Raw genomic sequence first — 12,996 nt, 5'->3', positions numbered from 1 at the left:
GGCCCCTCCGGCGCACGGCGGACCGGGCCGTTCGCCTCCCCGCCCGCGTTGCCCGCGCTCATGGGGCCACGCTAGGCGCAGCCCCGGCCGTGCGCACCACGAAGATCCGCTCCACCCGTCGCATTCAGCCCTCGAAGGCCTCGAAGGTCTCGGGCTGGTCCGGCACCGCCTCGGGAGGGAAGAGCTCCTCGGGCGGCAGTTCCCCGTCCGGCGGGGCGGGCGGCTCGTCGGAGGGCTCGTCGAACGGGTCGGGGAGGGGCTCGGTGCTGGGGTCGGGATACGGGTCGGGGTCCGGTTCGGTGTACGGGTCGGGGGCGGGTCCGGTCGGGTCCTCGGGGGCCGGCGGGTCCTGGGACGGCGGTACGGGCTCGGGCGAGGCGGGGCGGTCGGGGGTGCTGGGGGCGGGCGTGGCCGACCCGGAGCCCTCCAGGGTGCACGCGTCGGGGTCGCAGGACGGCTCCACGGCGGGCTTCCGGTCCTCCTCGCCGTCGCTGCCCGTGCGGCGCTCGATCCAGGTGCGGTCGGTGGCGTTGACGATGACCAGGCTGGTGACGACGGTGCCGGTCGGACGGACGACGACCACGTGGTCGGGGTCGAAGGCGTCCCAGGGGACGCCCACGTGGACGCCGCCCCGGCCCGCGGCGGGGGCGCGGAGCGGGTTGCCGCCGGCGCAGCGGACGCGGGGGGAGCCGTACTGGTCGACGAGGACGGCCGTGCCGGTCTGCAGGACGGCCTGGTGGGCGGCGGCCCGGCCGCCCCGGTAGCCGTGGCCGGTGACGCGGACGTCCACGCGCAGGGCGACCGGGGTGAGGCCGCGCAGCCAGTCGGCGACGCCGGCCTCGGGGACGCCGGCGGCCTCGGCGAAGGCGCGCGCCTTCTTCGCGTCCCCGGTGAGGAGGGAGACCTGCCGTTCGACGTCGCAGCTGCCGACGGCGCGGGTGCCGCCGTAGAGGCCGGGGGTGGAGCCGGTGACCTCGCGGACCTGCCGTCCCTCGGGGACCTCGGCCGGTTCGGAGGGGCGGGTGGTGTTGCGGACGGTGGAGGCGGTGAAGGGGTCGGGCCCCGGGGCGGCGGCCGACTGGAGCAGGACGTCCTGGGCGGGCGCCGCGAGGGGCAGCCCCGCACTCCCGGCGCCGGTCCCGCCGGAGGAGCACCCGGCGAGCGCCAGGACGGAGACGACCGCGGCGCCGGCGATCAGGGCGCCGTCGCGGAGACGGCTCTCCTCCCGGAGGGCCGTGGGGGTCCGCCGCGTCCGGCGAAGGGGTGAGCGCACCTGGTACTCCCGACTTTCTCTCCCCCGGGCCCGGGGCCCGGTTCCGGCCAGTCCCTCATGTCTGTCGCAGCGCGCGGGCACCCGCAAGCGGAGGAGGGCCGACCGGGTCACCCGCCGAGGAGCCCCACTTGAACACGTTCAAGAAAAGCCCTACGCTCGAACCACTGATTGAACGCGTTCAAATGGGGGTGGTGACATGACCGCGCTGTCGATCCTGGTGGCCTCGGTCGTGACGATCGGGATGTTCTGGGTGGTCCCGACGGGCCTCGCGCTCCTCGACGGCCCCCGGCCTCCCGGCCTGGACCGGCTCCGGCGCGCCTGGCCGCTGCTCGCCGTCCCCGGGGCGCTCTCCCTCTGGCTGCCCCGCTCCGGCCTCTCGGCCGGGCTCGCCGCTGTCTACGCCCTCGCCACCCTGGCGCTCGCCTGCCAGGCACCGGCCCGGCTGGCGCTGACCCGCTCGCTCCGGCCGCGCGAGGTCGCCGTCCTGACCGCCCTGGCCTCTCCCTCGGTCGCCGGCCTGGCGCTCGTCGCGGAGCGGGCCTCGTACCCGCTCCTCGGCTTCGACCTGGACCTCCTGGCGCTCACCGTCCCGCACTTCCACTTCGCGGGCTTCGCCGCCGCCCTGGTCGCCGGGCTGGTCTGCCGCGCCGCCGAGGACGGCCCCACCGCCCGCTTCGCCGCGCTCAGCGTCCCCGCCGGCACCCTGCTCGTCCTGATCGGCTACTTCGTCGACGACTGGGCCGAGCTGGCCGGCGCCGTCGTCCTCACCGCCGGCATGGCGGCGGTCGCCGTCCTGACGCTGCGCGAGCGCCGCGCGCTCGCCGCCGACGGCCCCACCCGCGCCCTGCTCGCCGTCTCGGCCCTGGTCCTCGTCGCCACCATGCTGCTCGCCCTGAACTGGGCGCTCGGCGAGGCCACCGGCCTTCCGCACCTCGACCTGACCTGGATGGCCGCGACCCACGGCCTGGGCAACGCCCTCGGCTTCGCCGTCTGCGCCCTGCTCGCCCGCCGCCGCCTGCACGCCGACGGCGTCCCCACCGCCCCCGCCGTCCCCGCCCACCCGCGAACGGAGACCCCGGCATGACCCGCCTCCTGAAGGACCTCTCCCGGCCCGACCGCCGCCGCGAAGGCGGCCCGACCTACCGCGAGGTCGGCGCCACCCGCACCCCCGACGCGCTCCCCGAGGGCTACCACCACCTGCGGTACGACACGGTCGTCGGCCACGGCCGGGCCGCCTTCGCGGCGGCGGGCACCGCCGTCACCTCCTGGCGGATGCACCGCGCCTCCGGGGCGCGCCTCCACGCGGACGCCGACCGCGCGGGCCCCGGCGTCCGCGTGGAGGTGTCGGCGGGCGTCGGCCCGCTCCGGCTCGCCGTCCCCTGCGCGGTGATCTGGACGGCGTACGAGAAGGACCGCACCGGCTTCGCGTACGGCACCCTGGCCGGTCACCCGGAGCGCGGCGAGGAGTCCTTCCTCGTGACCCTCGAACCCGACGGCACCGTCCGGTTCACGGTCACCGCCTTCAGCCGTCCGGCCGTCTGGTACACCCGGCTCGCCGGTCCCCTGGTCCCGGTCCTCCAGCGCGCGTACGCCCGGATGCTCGGCCGGACCCTGCGGCGCCTCGTCAGGACGTGACCCCGGGCCGATACTGGAGGCGATGGAGTGGTTCACGGCGCCCGACCTCTGGACGGCCCGGATCGTCTTCCAGCGCGGCCTGGCCGGGCTGTACTGCGTGGCGTTCCTGTCGGCCGCCCTGCAGTTCCGGGCGCTGATCGGGGAGCGCGGAATGCTCCCGGTGCCGGAGTACGTGCGCCTGACCCGGCCGCGCCACACGCCCTCGCTCTTCCACTGGCGCTACTCCGACCGCCTGTTCGCGACCGTCTCCTGGACCGGCGCCGCCCTGGCGCTCGCGCTCGTGGCGGGCGCCGGGGACGCCGTGCCGCTGCCGGTCTCGATGCTCCTGTGGCTGGTGCTCTGGGCGCTCTACCTGTCGATCGTGAACGTCGGCCAGACCTGGTACGCCTTCGGCTGGGAGTCGCTGCTCCTGGAGGCCGGGTTCCTGGCCGTCTTCCTCGGCAACGACGACACGGGACCGCCCGTCCTGGTGCTCCTGCTGCTGCGCTGGCTGCTCTTCCGGGTCGAGTTCGGGGCGGGGCTCATCAAGATCCGCGGCGACCGCTGCTGGCGGGACCTGACCTGTCTGTACCACCACCACGAGACCCAGCCGATGCCCGGGCCGCTGAGCTGGTTCTTCCACCACCTCCCCCGCCCGCTGCACAAGGCGGAGGCGGCGGCCAACCACGTCGTCCAGCTCGTCGTGCCGTTCTTCCTCTTCGCCCCGCAGCCGGTGGCCACGGTCGCGGCGGGACTGATGGTGGTCACCCAGCTGTGGCTGGTGCTCTCGGGCAACTTCGCCTGGCTGAACTGGATCACCATCGTGCTCGCCCTCTCCGCCGTGGACGCCTCCCCGCTCACCGGCGACCGCCCGCGGCCGGACCCGCCGCTCTGGTACGTCGTCCTGGTCGTCGCGGTGACCGCCCTCGTCCTGGTCCGCAGCTACCGCCCGGTGCGCAACCTGCTCTCCCGGCACCAGGCGATGAACCGCTCGTACGACCCGTTCCACCTGGTCAACAGCTACGGCGCGTTCGGCACGGTCGGCCGGGTCCGGGACGAGATCGTGGTCGAGGGCACCGACGACCCGGCGCCGCACGAGGGCACCGTCTGGCGCGAGTACGGCTTCAAGGGCAAGCCCGGCGACCCGCGCCGGATGCCGCGCCAGTTCGCCCCGTACCATCTGCGGCTCGACTGGCTGATGTGGTTCGCGGCGCTCTCCCCCGGGTACGCGCGCGCGTGGTTCGGGCCCTTCGTGGAGCGGCTGCTCGACGGCGACCGGGACACCCTGCGGCTGCTCGCCCACAACCCGTTCCCGGACGCGCCGCCGGTCCACGTCCGCGCCCGGCTGTACCGGTACCGCTGCACGACCTGGCGCGAGCTGCGCGCGACCGGGGCCTGGTGGCACCGGACGCCGCTGCGGGAGTACCTGCCGCCCACCCGGCTGCGGAAGCCCCCGGGCGGGCCCTGAGGACGTGCCGGTGCCCCGGCCGGAGAGAGGTTCGGCCGGGGCACCGGGGGGAATTCACCCAGGGGCGTCGGTTCAGTCGATGCCCGGCAGGATGTGGGGCTCGGCGAGGTCTTCCTCGTAGCCCGCGAGCCGGATCGGGGCCGAGCGCGCCCAGACCTCCAGGCTTCCCAGCTCGCCCTTCCGGCGCGGCCGCTCGGTGGATTCGGTCGGTCGCGGTTCCTGCTTGGTCAGTTCGGGTGTCACCGCGCACTCCTTCGTGTCGCGTACCTGTGGGACAAGTGCCGTGCGGTCGCGGTGGCGCCGTTCGTCGGGCGGGAGCGCGGCCTTGGTGGCGGGCCAGTCCCGGGCCGGCCGTGGGGAAGGTGTGTCCCTTTGGTGGCCGACCGTGGACATCAGACTAACCAAATGAGCGCCTGCGCGCTCTACCGGGCTCGGAAGTGTGACGCGTTCGGGTGAAACAAGCCGAAAGAGCGCCCCACCCGGCCGGTGAGGCGCTCTTGCGGAAAAGCCGGAGAAGAGACCGGGTTACCAGTTGGCGGGGGCGTAGTCCTTGAGGAACACGCCGTACAGGTCCTCGCCCGCCTCGCCGCGCACGACCGGGTCGTAGACCCGGGCCGCGCCGTCGACCAGGTCGAGCGGGGCGTGGAAGCCGGCCTCGGCGAGGCGCAGCTTGTCGAAGTGCGGACGCTCGTCGGTGATCCAGCCGGTGTCGACCGAGGTCATGAGGATGCCGTCGGTCTCGAACATCTCCTGGCCGCTGGTCCGCGTCACCATGTTCATCGCGGCCTTCGCCGCGTTGGTGTTCGGGTGCCCGGCGCCCTTGTAGCCGCGGCTGAAGACGCCCTCCATCGCGGAGACGTTCACGACGTAGGCCCGCCCGCTGGCCGCCTTGCGCGCGGCCTCGGCCATCACCGGCCGCAACTTGCTGATCAGGATGAACGGCGCCGTGTAGTTGCACAGCTGCGTCTCCAGGAGCTCCACCGGGGAGATCTGCTCGATGCTCTGCACCCAGGTGTTGCTCTCGACGACGTCCGGCAGGAGGCCGCCCGCGTCGATGGCGGTGCCGTCGAGGTGCCGGGCGATGCTGGCGTTGCCCGCGACCAGGGCGAGGTCCGCGACCTTCTGGGCCTCCAGGCCGCTCGTGCCGAGGGGCAGCGCGGCGAGGCCGTCCACCGCGCCCGAGTTGAAGGCGCCGATGACGTCGTGGGCGGGCAGCTCGCCGGCGGGCAGCGGGGCGCCCTCGCCCTCGACCAGGGCGGCGTACGCGGAGGGCAGCCGGCGCACGGTCTGGGTCGCGTTGTTGATGAGGACGTCCAGCGGACCGGCCTCGGTCACGCGGTCCGCGAGGGCCACGGCCTGGGCCGGGTCGCGCAGGTCGATGCCGACGACCTCCAGGCGGTGCAGCCAGTCCGCGGAGTCCTCCATCGCCTTGAAGCGGCGGATGGCGTCCTTGGGGAAGCGGGTGGTGATCGTGGTGTGGGCGCCGTCGCGCAGCAGCCGCAGCGCGATGTACATGCCGATCTTGGCGCGGCCGCCGGTGAGCAGCGCGCGCTTGCCGGTGAGGTCGGCGCGGGCCTCGCGCTTGGCCCGGTTCTCGGCGGCGCACCTCTGGCAGAGCTGGTGGTAGAAGTAGTCGACCTCGACGAACCGCGTCTTGCAGACGTAGCACGAGCGGGGGCGCTGGAGTATCCCCGCGATCCGGCCCTCCTCCGTGACGGAGGTGGGCAGGATGCCCTCGGTCTCGTCGTCGATGCGCTGCGCGGAGCCGGTGGCCGTGGCCTCGGTGACCGCCTTGTCGTTGGCGGTCTTGGCGGCCCGGCGCTCCTGGCGGCGGCGCTGCTTCACGGTCCGGTAGATCCCGGCGGTGGCGCGCCGGACGAGGATCGCGTCCGGGTGGTCGACCTCCAGCTTGTCGAGCTCGTCGAGGACGCCGAGGCAGACGGCCAGGCGCTCGGGGTCGATGCCCGGCCCGTGGTCCTGGGTTTCTTCGGTCACCGTCATGGCCTTCGGGTTCCTCGTTCGCTCGTGCGTCGCCGCTCTCGGAGTGTCGCCGCTCTCGGGCTCTCGCCCTCGTCGGGCTGTCACCGTCGTCGGGCCTTCGAAAGGGCGAGTTTACGGAGCGGGGGGCCGCGCCTCCAAACCCGTTCGGGGGGCGTGGTCGAAGACACAGTCGCCGCACAGTCCGCCGCCGGGGCAGCGGTAGTAGAGGCAGCAGCTGGCGCGGCGCAGCCGGGGTCCCCGGACCGTACCGGCGAGGTCGGGGTGGTCGAGGAGCTCCGCGACCAGGGCGGCGGCCCGGTCGGCCGCGTCGGGCCTGCCGTGGGCGCGGGCCCAGCGGGTCAGTTCGCGCAGGGCGCCGGCGAGGGCGGAGCCCGCGTTGCCCCAGAGCAGCCGGGGCGATATCCGGCCGTCGCGGCGCAGGGCCGCGTGGAGCGGGACGAGGTGGGTCTCCTGGACGGCCGTGCGGAGCTCGGCGGCGGTGCCGGGGCGGGTCGCGGAGCCGGCCCACCACAGGTCGTCGGGCGAGGTCAGCGCCCCGTCCCAGTACAGCTCGGCGGGGTCCTGGTCCGGGAAGCGGCCGTACAGCGCGGCGGGGCCGAGGGCGGTGGACCAGAGCCGGGCCGCGAGCCCCAGGTGGGCGACGGAGGCGCCGACCCGCCGCTCGGGGGCGCCGAGCCGGGCGGCGACCCGGTCCACGCGCGCGGTGAGGGGCCCGTCCTCGCCCGCGTAGATCCGGGCGAGCGGCAGGTGGGCGCCGCCGGTCTCCGGCGGGGTGGTCCGCAGGGCGAAGAACCCGCCCACCGATCCGCTCTCGACGAGATCCATCCGGCCCCTCACGCTCCTGCCTCGTGCCGTCGTCCGCCCGGGTCCCGGTTCCGGGCCGGCGCCCACGGTAGCGCCCCGGGCGGGGGCCGGAGGACCGCTTCGCACCGGTTCCGACCTGCGTGGGCGTACAACCCGGGACGTACGCGGGTCGCCCGTACTGCGGAAGGGGTACGCGGGAAGAGGTCCTCCGGTACGACGACGCGAACGGCCGGGGAGGAGGATCGTGGAAGGCATGAGTCCCCTCATGCTGTCCGTCGTCCTGGCCCTGGTCTCCGCGGTGGCCTACGCGGCCGCGGCGATCGTCCAGGAGCGGGTCGCGGCCTCCGCCGCCGGTCCGCGCTACGCACCGCTGCGCCGCCCGGCCTGGTGGGGTGCCGTGCTGCTCAACGGGGTCGGGGCGGCCCTGCACGTCGCGGCCCTCGCGTACGGGCCGCTCAGCCTGGTCCAGCCGCTGGGCGCGCTCACGATCGTGTTCGCGCTGCCCATGGCGGCCCTCTTCGTCGGCCGGGGGGCCGGGCGGCGGGCCTGGCACGGGGCCCTGATGGCCACGGCGGGCCTCGCGGGCCTGCTGAGCCTCACGACCGGCGCCGACGCGCGGTCCCTGGGCGACGGGCAGCGGTGGCTGCTCACCGGGGCCGCCTTCGGCGCGGTGGGCCTGCTCTTCGGGTGCGCGCGCCTGGTGGGGCGGTCGCCGCTGCGCAGCGTGGTCCTGGCGACGGCGGCGGGCGTCTCCTTCGGCGCCGCGTCGGTGTTCACCAAGGCGGTGGCCGGGGAGTGGACGCCGGAGGCGCCGCTGGCCGAGTGGACGGCGCTCCTGGTGCTCTCGGTGTTCGCCGTGGCCGGGCTGCTGCTCTCGCAGGCCTCGTACCGGGGCGCGGGGCTCGCCGCCCCGCTCGCCACCCTCACCGTGGTCAATCCGGTGGTCGCCGCGGCGGTGGGCGTGACGCTGTTCGGCGAGGGCTTCCGCTACGGCGCGGCGGGCACCGTGGCCGCGCTGATCTGCGGCGCGGTCGCCGCGGGCGGTCTGGTGGAGCTCACGCTCGACCGGATGGCGCCCGTGCCGGAGGCACCGGCCCCTCCCCCGGCGGGGAAGGGGCCGAGGGGGTCAGACGGAGACCCCGCGCGCCCTGAGATAGGCCAGGGGGTCGATGTCGGAGCCGTATCCGGGACCCGTCCGGACCTCGAAGTGGAGATGCGGTCCAGAGCTGTTGCCGGTCGAGCCTGAGCGGGCGATGCGCTGCCCGGCGCCCACCCGCTGGCCCTCGCGGACGGTGAGGGCGGAGAGGTGCGCGTACTGGCTGTAGCGGCCGTCGTCGTGGCGGAGGACGATCTGGTAGCCGTACGCGCCCGCCCAGCCGGCCGAGACGATCCGGCCGGCGGCCACGGCCTTGACCGAGGTGCCGGTGGGGACGGGGAAGTCGACGCCCGTGTGGTAGCCGCTGGACCAGGAGGAGCCGGGCTTGCCGTAGCGGGTGCCGGTGTTCGCGGCGACGGGGGCGGAGTAGCGGACCTCCGGCGCGGCGGCCGGGCGCGGCTTGGTCGCGGCGGGCCGGGAGGCGGGTTTGGCGGCCGGCTTGGCGACGGTTTCGGAGACGGGCTTGGTGACGGGTTTCGCGGCCGGCCGGGTCGCGGGCTTGACGGCGGGCCGGGGAGCGGTGGCCTTGGCGGGCGTCCGCACGGGCGGGGCGGTCTTCGCGGGCGGGTCGGCCTTCGGGGGCCGGACGGTCCGTACCGGCGCGGGGACCTTCCCGGCCGCGCCGACCTTGCCGACCGTCTCCGGCTTCCCGGCCTTCGCGGGCTGCTCGGCCTTCGCCGGCCGCTCGGGCTTCTTCGGTGCGGTGATGCGCAGGGTGAGGCGCTGGCCGGGGAGGATGAGGTCGGGGTCGTCGCCGACGACGGGCCGGTTCGTGTCGTACAGCCGCTGCCAGCCGCCCCGGACGTTCTCCTCGCGGGCGATCTTCGACAGGGAGTCGCCGGGCGTCACCGTGTACATCTCGCGCACGGTGGGCACGGTGGTCGGGCTCGCGCTCCGCGCCGGCCGCTCCGGTAAGGCGCGCTGTCCGGGCAGGGAGGCCGTGCGCGGCTGGTTCCCGCCGGACGGCTTCGCCGCCGTGGCGGCCCGGGTGGAGGCCTCGGGCGCCTCGCCGCCCCGGGCGAGGCCCGCGCGGGGGCCGCAGGAGGGCCAGGCGCCGGGGCCCTGTCCCTTCAGGACGCGCTCGGCGACGAGGATCTGCTGGTCCTTGGAGGCGAGGTCGGCGCGGGGCGCGTAGTACGTGCCGCCGTACTCCTCCCAGGTGGACTGGGTGAACTGGAGGCCGCCGAAGTAGCCGTTCCCGGTATTGATGCGCCAGTTGGAGGAGGATTCGCAGGCCGCGACCTTCTCCCAGACGTTCAGCGAGGCGGCCTGCACGGTGCCCGCCCCGATGAGCGGCAGCGCCATTCCGGCGCCTCCCGCCGTGATGGTGAGCGAGGCGCGGTTGACGCGGCTCGGCTGGTGACGGCGGTGACGTCCGCGTACGGCCATGGGCCCCCCTAGAACACAGCGACAGCCGCCAAGTTAGGGGTGGCACACGCTCCGTGACAAGCGGTTCACGGAATCCGGGCCCTCTTCCGTCACCTCCGCGCGGGCGCCGGGCCTCCTCCGGCGGGTCCCGGCTGGGGCTGGGGCTCGGGTTCCGGCACGGGTCCGCCGGGCTGCGGGGCCGGGCTCGGCCCGGGATCCGGAGGGGCCGGGACCGGGCTGGGGCTCGGCGGGGGCACGGGGTTGGGCGCGGGCACGGGGGGCGGGATGGGCGACGGGGGCAGCGGGTCGGGGGCGGGGTGGGTCATCACGGGCCTCTCGCTCGTCGGGTTCCTCGCTTCCCAGGGTGGCCCGGCGGGCCGTCCGGCGCCCGCCGGACGGGTCCCCGGGGGTCAGCCCCGGCCCACCGCCCTCGCGGCCGCCGCGAGTCCGGGGCGGGGGCTGGAGAGGACGGGCATCGGGGTGGAGGTCCGTTCGGCGGCGTCGGCCATGGACGCCTGGGCGAGGACGACGACGCAGCCCTCCGTGACGGGCGCCCGGTCCACGGCCGCCGCGACGGCGTCGAGGTACCCCTCCCGGTCCCCCGCCTCGAACCGCTCCCAGGCCCCTTCCACCACCGCCGTACTGATGAGGCGGGGGTGCGGTCCCGATTCCTCCGCGAGGAGGGCGAGGGTGGGCTCCAGGGTGGAGCGCAGGGCGGCCACCACGACGACGTGGCGGGCCCGGGCGGCCTCGGCGGCCATCGGCCGGTCCACCCGGAGCACGGGCACGCCGAGGGAGGCCGCCGCGTCCTCGGCCACCCCGCCGAGGGTGGAGCAGGTGCACAGGACGGCGTCGGCGCCGTCCGCGACGGCCCCGGCGAGCACGGCGGCCACGGCCCCGGCGACGGCACCGGGGCCCTCCTCCCGGGCCCGTACGAGCAGTTCCTCGTCGACGAGGTGGCGCAGGGCGAGCCCGGGGTGGTGGCGGTCGCGCAGGGCGTCGAAGACGGGGACGTGGACCGGCGAGGTGTGCAGCAGGGCCAGGGTGCCGGCGGGGGTCACCACAGGCTCGGCGTGGCCCTGAGCCGGCCCTCCGCCGCGCGGACCACCTCGTCCGGCGGGACGGGCGCCTCGTCCGGGTGGCGCTCGGCCCACCGCGCGGCGTACGAGCAGAGGGGCACGACGGGCACGCCCTCGCGGGCGGCGGTCGCGTAGAGCTCGCGCACGAGCGCCCCGGCGATCCCCTTCCCCTCGTGCTCCGGCTCGACGACGGTGTGGACCGCCACCAGGGCGTGGGGCTCGGCGTCGAGGACGAAGTAGACGACGACACCGACGGGGGCGTCCTCCTCGAACGCCTCCAGACGTCCCTTCGCCCGGTCGTCCCGGATCTGCGGCTCGGCCATGCGGTGTGCTCCTCGGGTCGTACTCAGCCGTGGGCGGGCACGGCGTGCGGCGCGCGCACCGTGTCGCTGCCGGGGACGGGCGCGGACGCGTCGGCCCCCAGTTCCACGATGCGGTTGTCGCCGTCGACGTGCACGACGCGCGGCACGAACGTCCGCGCCTCCGCGTCCTCGACCTGCGCGTAACTGATGAGGATGACGAGGTCACCGGGGTGCACGAGGTGCGCGGCGGCCCCGTTGATGCCGATGACCCCGGATCCCCGCTCGCCCTCGATGACGTACGTCTCCAGCCGGGCGCCGTTGTCGATGTCGACGATGTGCACCAGCTCACCGGGGAGCAGGTCGGCCGCCTCCATCAACTCCGCGTCGACGGTGACCGAACCGACGTAGTGCAGATCGGCTTGGGTGACGGTGGCGCGGTGGATCTTGGACTTGAACAGAGTGCGCAGCACTTGGGACTCCTCCGAGACGGCTCCCTGCCTGCTTCGTGCAGGTCAAGGGCGGCCACGACTCTACACCGGCACGTGCCGTCCGAGGGTTGTGAGGAACATCGCTCCGGCCCGGCGAGACGGCTCCCCCTGGGCTTTCGCACCGCTGGCGACGCCTGTTCGGGCAGTCCTCCGAGAACGCGTCGGGCACCGGTGTCGCTCCGGTTCGTGGAGCGCGGTTCCTTCGGCCATCAGCCGATCGACCACCCGGAAGCCTGCGTGCTTGCGTGCGCCTCTCCGTCCACTCCGACGTGGCGCTCGCCGGGAAGGCGGGAGCCACCGTGGTTCGAAGCAACCTTCCGGAACGTCCTTCGCACCCTCGCCCGGGCCACGACCCTGTCGTGACGCGGTGCGGGACGAGGGCCGGTGGTCGTGACTCCTTCCCCGGCCTCGCCGACGAAGGCCACCGCGTTGCGGACCCCTACAAGTCGCTGCGGTCCGGTGAGCTCGGCAGCGGCTTCGCCCTCACCCCTCGTACCCCTTCTGGGGCCGGATCGTGGAGGAGCCGGGCGAAGGGAACGAGGAGCAGACCGCCCGACGCCAGAACATGGGCCTGCTCGACAAGCAGCCCCGGTAGTTCCCCCAGCGGGGTGTGGATCATCGGACAGTGGGTTGGTACACCGCCGAGCGCGCCACCCACGATCGTCAAGAACTCCCTCCGCGCTTCCCGGAAGGGCGGAACCGGCGCGGACGGTGCTCAGGAGTGGTAGAGGACCCGGACCAGAATCGTGGCGTCCGGGAGGCTGTCGAGGTAGGCGTTGAAGCGAACGTTGTACGGGTGAGAGCTGCCGTCCGACCAGCGACCGTCGACGGTGAGGAGAGCGAAGGTCGGCAGAACGCCCGCCTCCGCCTGTTCCACGAAGGCGGCACGGTCCTCTCCGAACCAGGGCACCGGGTCGAAGCCGAACCGCTCCTCGAGAGCGGGAGCCTGCCGAAGCGCGCTGATCACGGGCTGGTCCCTGAAGTCCTCCACCATCCGTTCCTGCGTGTATGCGGGGTCTTCGGCCGCCCTCCTGGCGAAGTGCGCGTACGGCAGACCAGACGGGAAGCCGGCGGCGAAGGCGTGCCAGGCGCCCCACTCCTCCCCCGCCTCCCGTGCGGCCGCCGCACGGCCCGTGTCGAGGTCGAGCAGGCCCTTCGGCCCGCCGTCGCACAGCGAACGGGGACGCGGGGACACATCGTCGCCCCGGATGATCAGCGGATCATCCTCACAGCCGCCCCGCACCGTGAAGTCCCAGCCGTGCGCGTCGATGAACCAGTGGTCCCACTCCCCCTGCCATTCCTCGTCCGATTTGCCGATCTGCGCGTCGTACTCGAACGGGGCCATCGCCGTCGCGAGCGCCGCACGCAACTCGCCCGGCTCGCACGGCGGCAGGCAGACGGTGACGACTTGCTCGCTCATGGTCCTTCTCATCAGTCCGTTCG

The 12,996-nt window shown here is 74.8% G+C and carries 13 protein-coding genes and 1 pseudogene; 4 read left to right on the top strand and 10 right to left on the bottom strand.

The window, feature by feature from the left end; translation table 11 throughout:
- Nucleotides 1-124: 124 nt before the first annotated feature.
- Nucleotides 125-1,273: a DUF6777 domain-containing protein gene (locus ACIQVI_RS04480; RefSeq protein WP_403590943.1), complete on the bottom strand. Its 1,149-nt coding sequence runs from the start codon at nt 1,271-1,273 to the stop codon at nt 125-127.
- A 205-nt stretch (nt 1,274-1,478) separates the two neighbouring features.
- Here ACIQVI_RS04480 and ACIQVI_RS04475 point away from each other — a divergent pair, with 205 nt between their 5' ends.
- Genes ACIQVI_RS04475 through ACIQVI_RS04465 form a run of 3 tightly spaced genes read left to right on the top strand, consistent with a single transcriptional unit; the run spans nt 1,479 to nt 4,355 of the window.
- Nucleotides 1,479-2,357, top strand: a complete 879-nt coding sequence (locus ACIQVI_RS04475; protein WP_403592253.1) for a YndJ family protein — start codon at nt 1,479-1,481, stop codon at nt 2,355-2,357.
- Nucleotides 2,354-2,908: a DUF1990 domain-containing protein gene (locus tag ACIQVI_RS04470; protein ID WP_351972114.1), complete on the top strand. Its 555-nt coding sequence runs from the start codon at nt 2,354-2,356 to the stop codon at nt 2,906-2,908. The genes ACIQVI_RS04475 and ACIQVI_RS04470 overlap by 4 nt, the downstream gene beginning before the upstream one ends.
- Before the next feature lie 22 nt (nt 2,909-2,930).
- A complete protein-coding gene (locus ACIQVI_RS04465) occupies nt 2,931-4,355 on the top strand; it encodes a lipase maturation factor family protein (RefSeq protein ID WP_403590940.1) in 1,425 nt (474 codons plus the stop codon).
- 72 nt (nt 4,356-4,427) lie between these two features.
- Here the strand turns inward: ACIQVI_RS04465 and ACIQVI_RS04460 are convergent, their stop codons facing one another.
- The 3 genes from ACIQVI_RS04460 to ACIQVI_RS04450 all read right to left on the bottom strand — a co-directional run bounded on the left by ACIQVI_RS04460 (nt 4,428) and on the right by ACIQVI_RS04450 (nt 7,181).
- Nucleotides 4,428-4,598, bottom strand: a complete 171-nt coding sequence (locus ACIQVI_RS04460) for a hypothetical protein (RefSeq protein ID WP_163013712.1) — start codon at nt 4,596-4,598, stop codon at nt 4,428-4,430.
- A gap of 282 nt (nt 4,599-4,880) precedes the next feature.
- The gene (locus tag ACIQVI_RS04455) at nt 4,881-6,356 is read right to left on the bottom strand and encodes an SDR family NAD(P)-dependent oxidoreductase (RefSeq protein WP_351972009.1); all 1,476 of its coding nucleotides are present in this window, start codon (nt 6,354-6,356) and stop codon (nt 4,881-4,883) included.
- A gap of 111 nt (nt 6,357-6,467) precedes the next feature.
- Nucleotides 6,468-7,181, bottom strand: coding sequence for a (2Fe-2S)-binding protein (locus ACIQVI_RS04450; protein WP_403590936.1), 714 nt, complete (start codon nt 7,179-7,181; stop codon nt 6,468-6,470).
- Nucleotides 7,182-7,413: 232 nt separating this feature from the next.
- Here ACIQVI_RS04450 and ACIQVI_RS04445 point away from each other — a divergent pair, with 232 nt between their 5' ends.
- On the top strand, nt 7,414-8,406 hold the full coding sequence (locus ACIQVI_RS04445) for a DMT family transporter (protein ID WP_351972007.1): 993 nt from the start codon (nt 7,414-7,416) through the stop codon (nt 8,404-8,406).
- Here ACIQVI_RS04445 and ACIQVI_RS04440 read toward each other — a convergent pair.
- From ACIQVI_RS04440 to ACIQVI_RS04415, 6 genes and pseudogenes are all read right to left on the bottom strand, one after another.
- Complete coding sequence (locus tag ACIQVI_RS04440) at nt 8,287-9,705, bottom strand: transglycosylase family protein (RefSeq protein WP_403590933.1); 1,419 nt, start codon at nt 9,703-9,705, stop codon at nt 8,287-8,289. The genes ACIQVI_RS04445 and ACIQVI_RS04440 overlap by 120 nt on opposite strands.
- A 389-nt stretch (nt 9,706-10,094) precedes the next feature.
- Complete coding sequence (locus ACIQVI_RS04435) at nt 10,095-10,748, bottom strand: aspartate/glutamate racemase family protein (RefSeq protein WP_403590930.1); 654 nt, start codon at nt 10,746-10,748, stop codon at nt 10,095-10,097.
- The gene (locus ACIQVI_RS04430; RefSeq protein ID WP_403590927.1) at nt 10,742-11,086 is read right to left on the bottom strand and encodes a GNAT family N-acetyltransferase; all 345 of its coding nucleotides are present in this window, start codon (nt 11,084-11,086) and stop codon (nt 10,742-10,744) included. The genes ACIQVI_RS04435 and ACIQVI_RS04430 overlap by 7 nt, the downstream gene beginning before the upstream one ends.
- Nucleotides 11,087-11,109: 23 nt before the next feature.
- The gene (gene panD / locus ACIQVI_RS04425; protein ID WP_403590924.1) at nt 11,110-11,535 is read right to left on the bottom strand and encodes an aspartate 1-decarboxylase; all 426 of its coding nucleotides are present in this window, start codon (nt 11,533-11,535) and stop codon (nt 11,110-11,112) included.
- Between the two features lie 457 nt (nt 11,536-11,992).
- Nucleotides 11,993-12,256 (bottom strand): annotated as a pseudogene (locus tag ACIQVI_RS04420) (hypothetical protein); the annotation flags it as partial.
- Nucleotides 12,257-12,268: 12 nt separating this feature from the next.
- Nucleotides 12,269-12,973 (bottom strand): hypothetical protein, encoded by a 705-nt coding sequence (locus ACIQVI_RS04415; RefSeq protein ID WP_403590921.1) that lies wholly within the window; start codon nt 12,971-12,973, stop codon nt 12,269-12,271.
- Nucleotides 12,974-12,996 lie beyond the last annotated feature (23 nt).

This window comes from Streptomyces sp. NPDC098101, from assembly GCF_044760185.1.
GTDB lineage: Bacteria > Actinomycetota > Actinomycetes > Streptomycetales > Streptomycetaceae > Streptomyces.
The sequence above is the reverse complement of the archived record's forward strand: the minus strand, read 5'-3'. Positions and strand labels throughout refer to the sequence as shown.

What these genes read in the sequence shown, in the direction of transcription:
- ACIQVI_RS04470 (WP_351972114.1), top strand. Translation starts at nt 2,354, where the DNA reads ATGACCCGCCTCCTGAAGGACCTCTCCCGGCCCGACCGCCGCCGCGAA.
- ACIQVI_RS04465 (WP_403590940.1), top strand. Translation starts at nt 2,931, where the DNA reads ATGGAGTGGTTCACGGCGCCCGACCTCTGGACGGCCCGGATCGTCTTC.
- ACIQVI_RS04455 (WP_351972009.1), bottom strand. Translation starts at nt 6,356, where the DNA reads ATGACGGTGACCGAAGAAACCCAGGACCACGGGCCGGGCATCGACCCC.
- ACIQVI_RS04450 (WP_403590936.1), bottom strand. Translation starts at nt 7,181, where the DNA reads ATGGATCTCGTCGAGAGCGGATCGGTGGGCGGGTTCTTCGCCCTGCGG.
- ACIQVI_RS04445 (WP_351972007.1), top strand. Translation starts at nt 7,414, where the DNA reads ATGAGTCCCCTCATGCTGTCCGTCGTCCTGGCCCTGGTCTCCGCGGTG.
- ACIQVI_RS04440 (WP_403590933.1), bottom strand. Translation starts at nt 9,705, where the DNA reads ATGGCCGTACGCGGACGTCACCGCCGTCACCAGCCGAGCCGCGTCAAC.
- ACIQVI_RS04430 (WP_403590927.1), bottom strand. Translation starts at nt 11,086, where the DNA reads ATGGCCGAGCCGCAGATCCGGGACGACCGGGCGAAGGGACGTCTGGAG.
- ACIQVI_RS04415 (WP_403590921.1), bottom strand. Translation starts at nt 12,973, where the DNA reads ATGAGCGAGCAAGTCGTCACCGTCTGCCTGCCGCCGTGCGAGCCGGGC.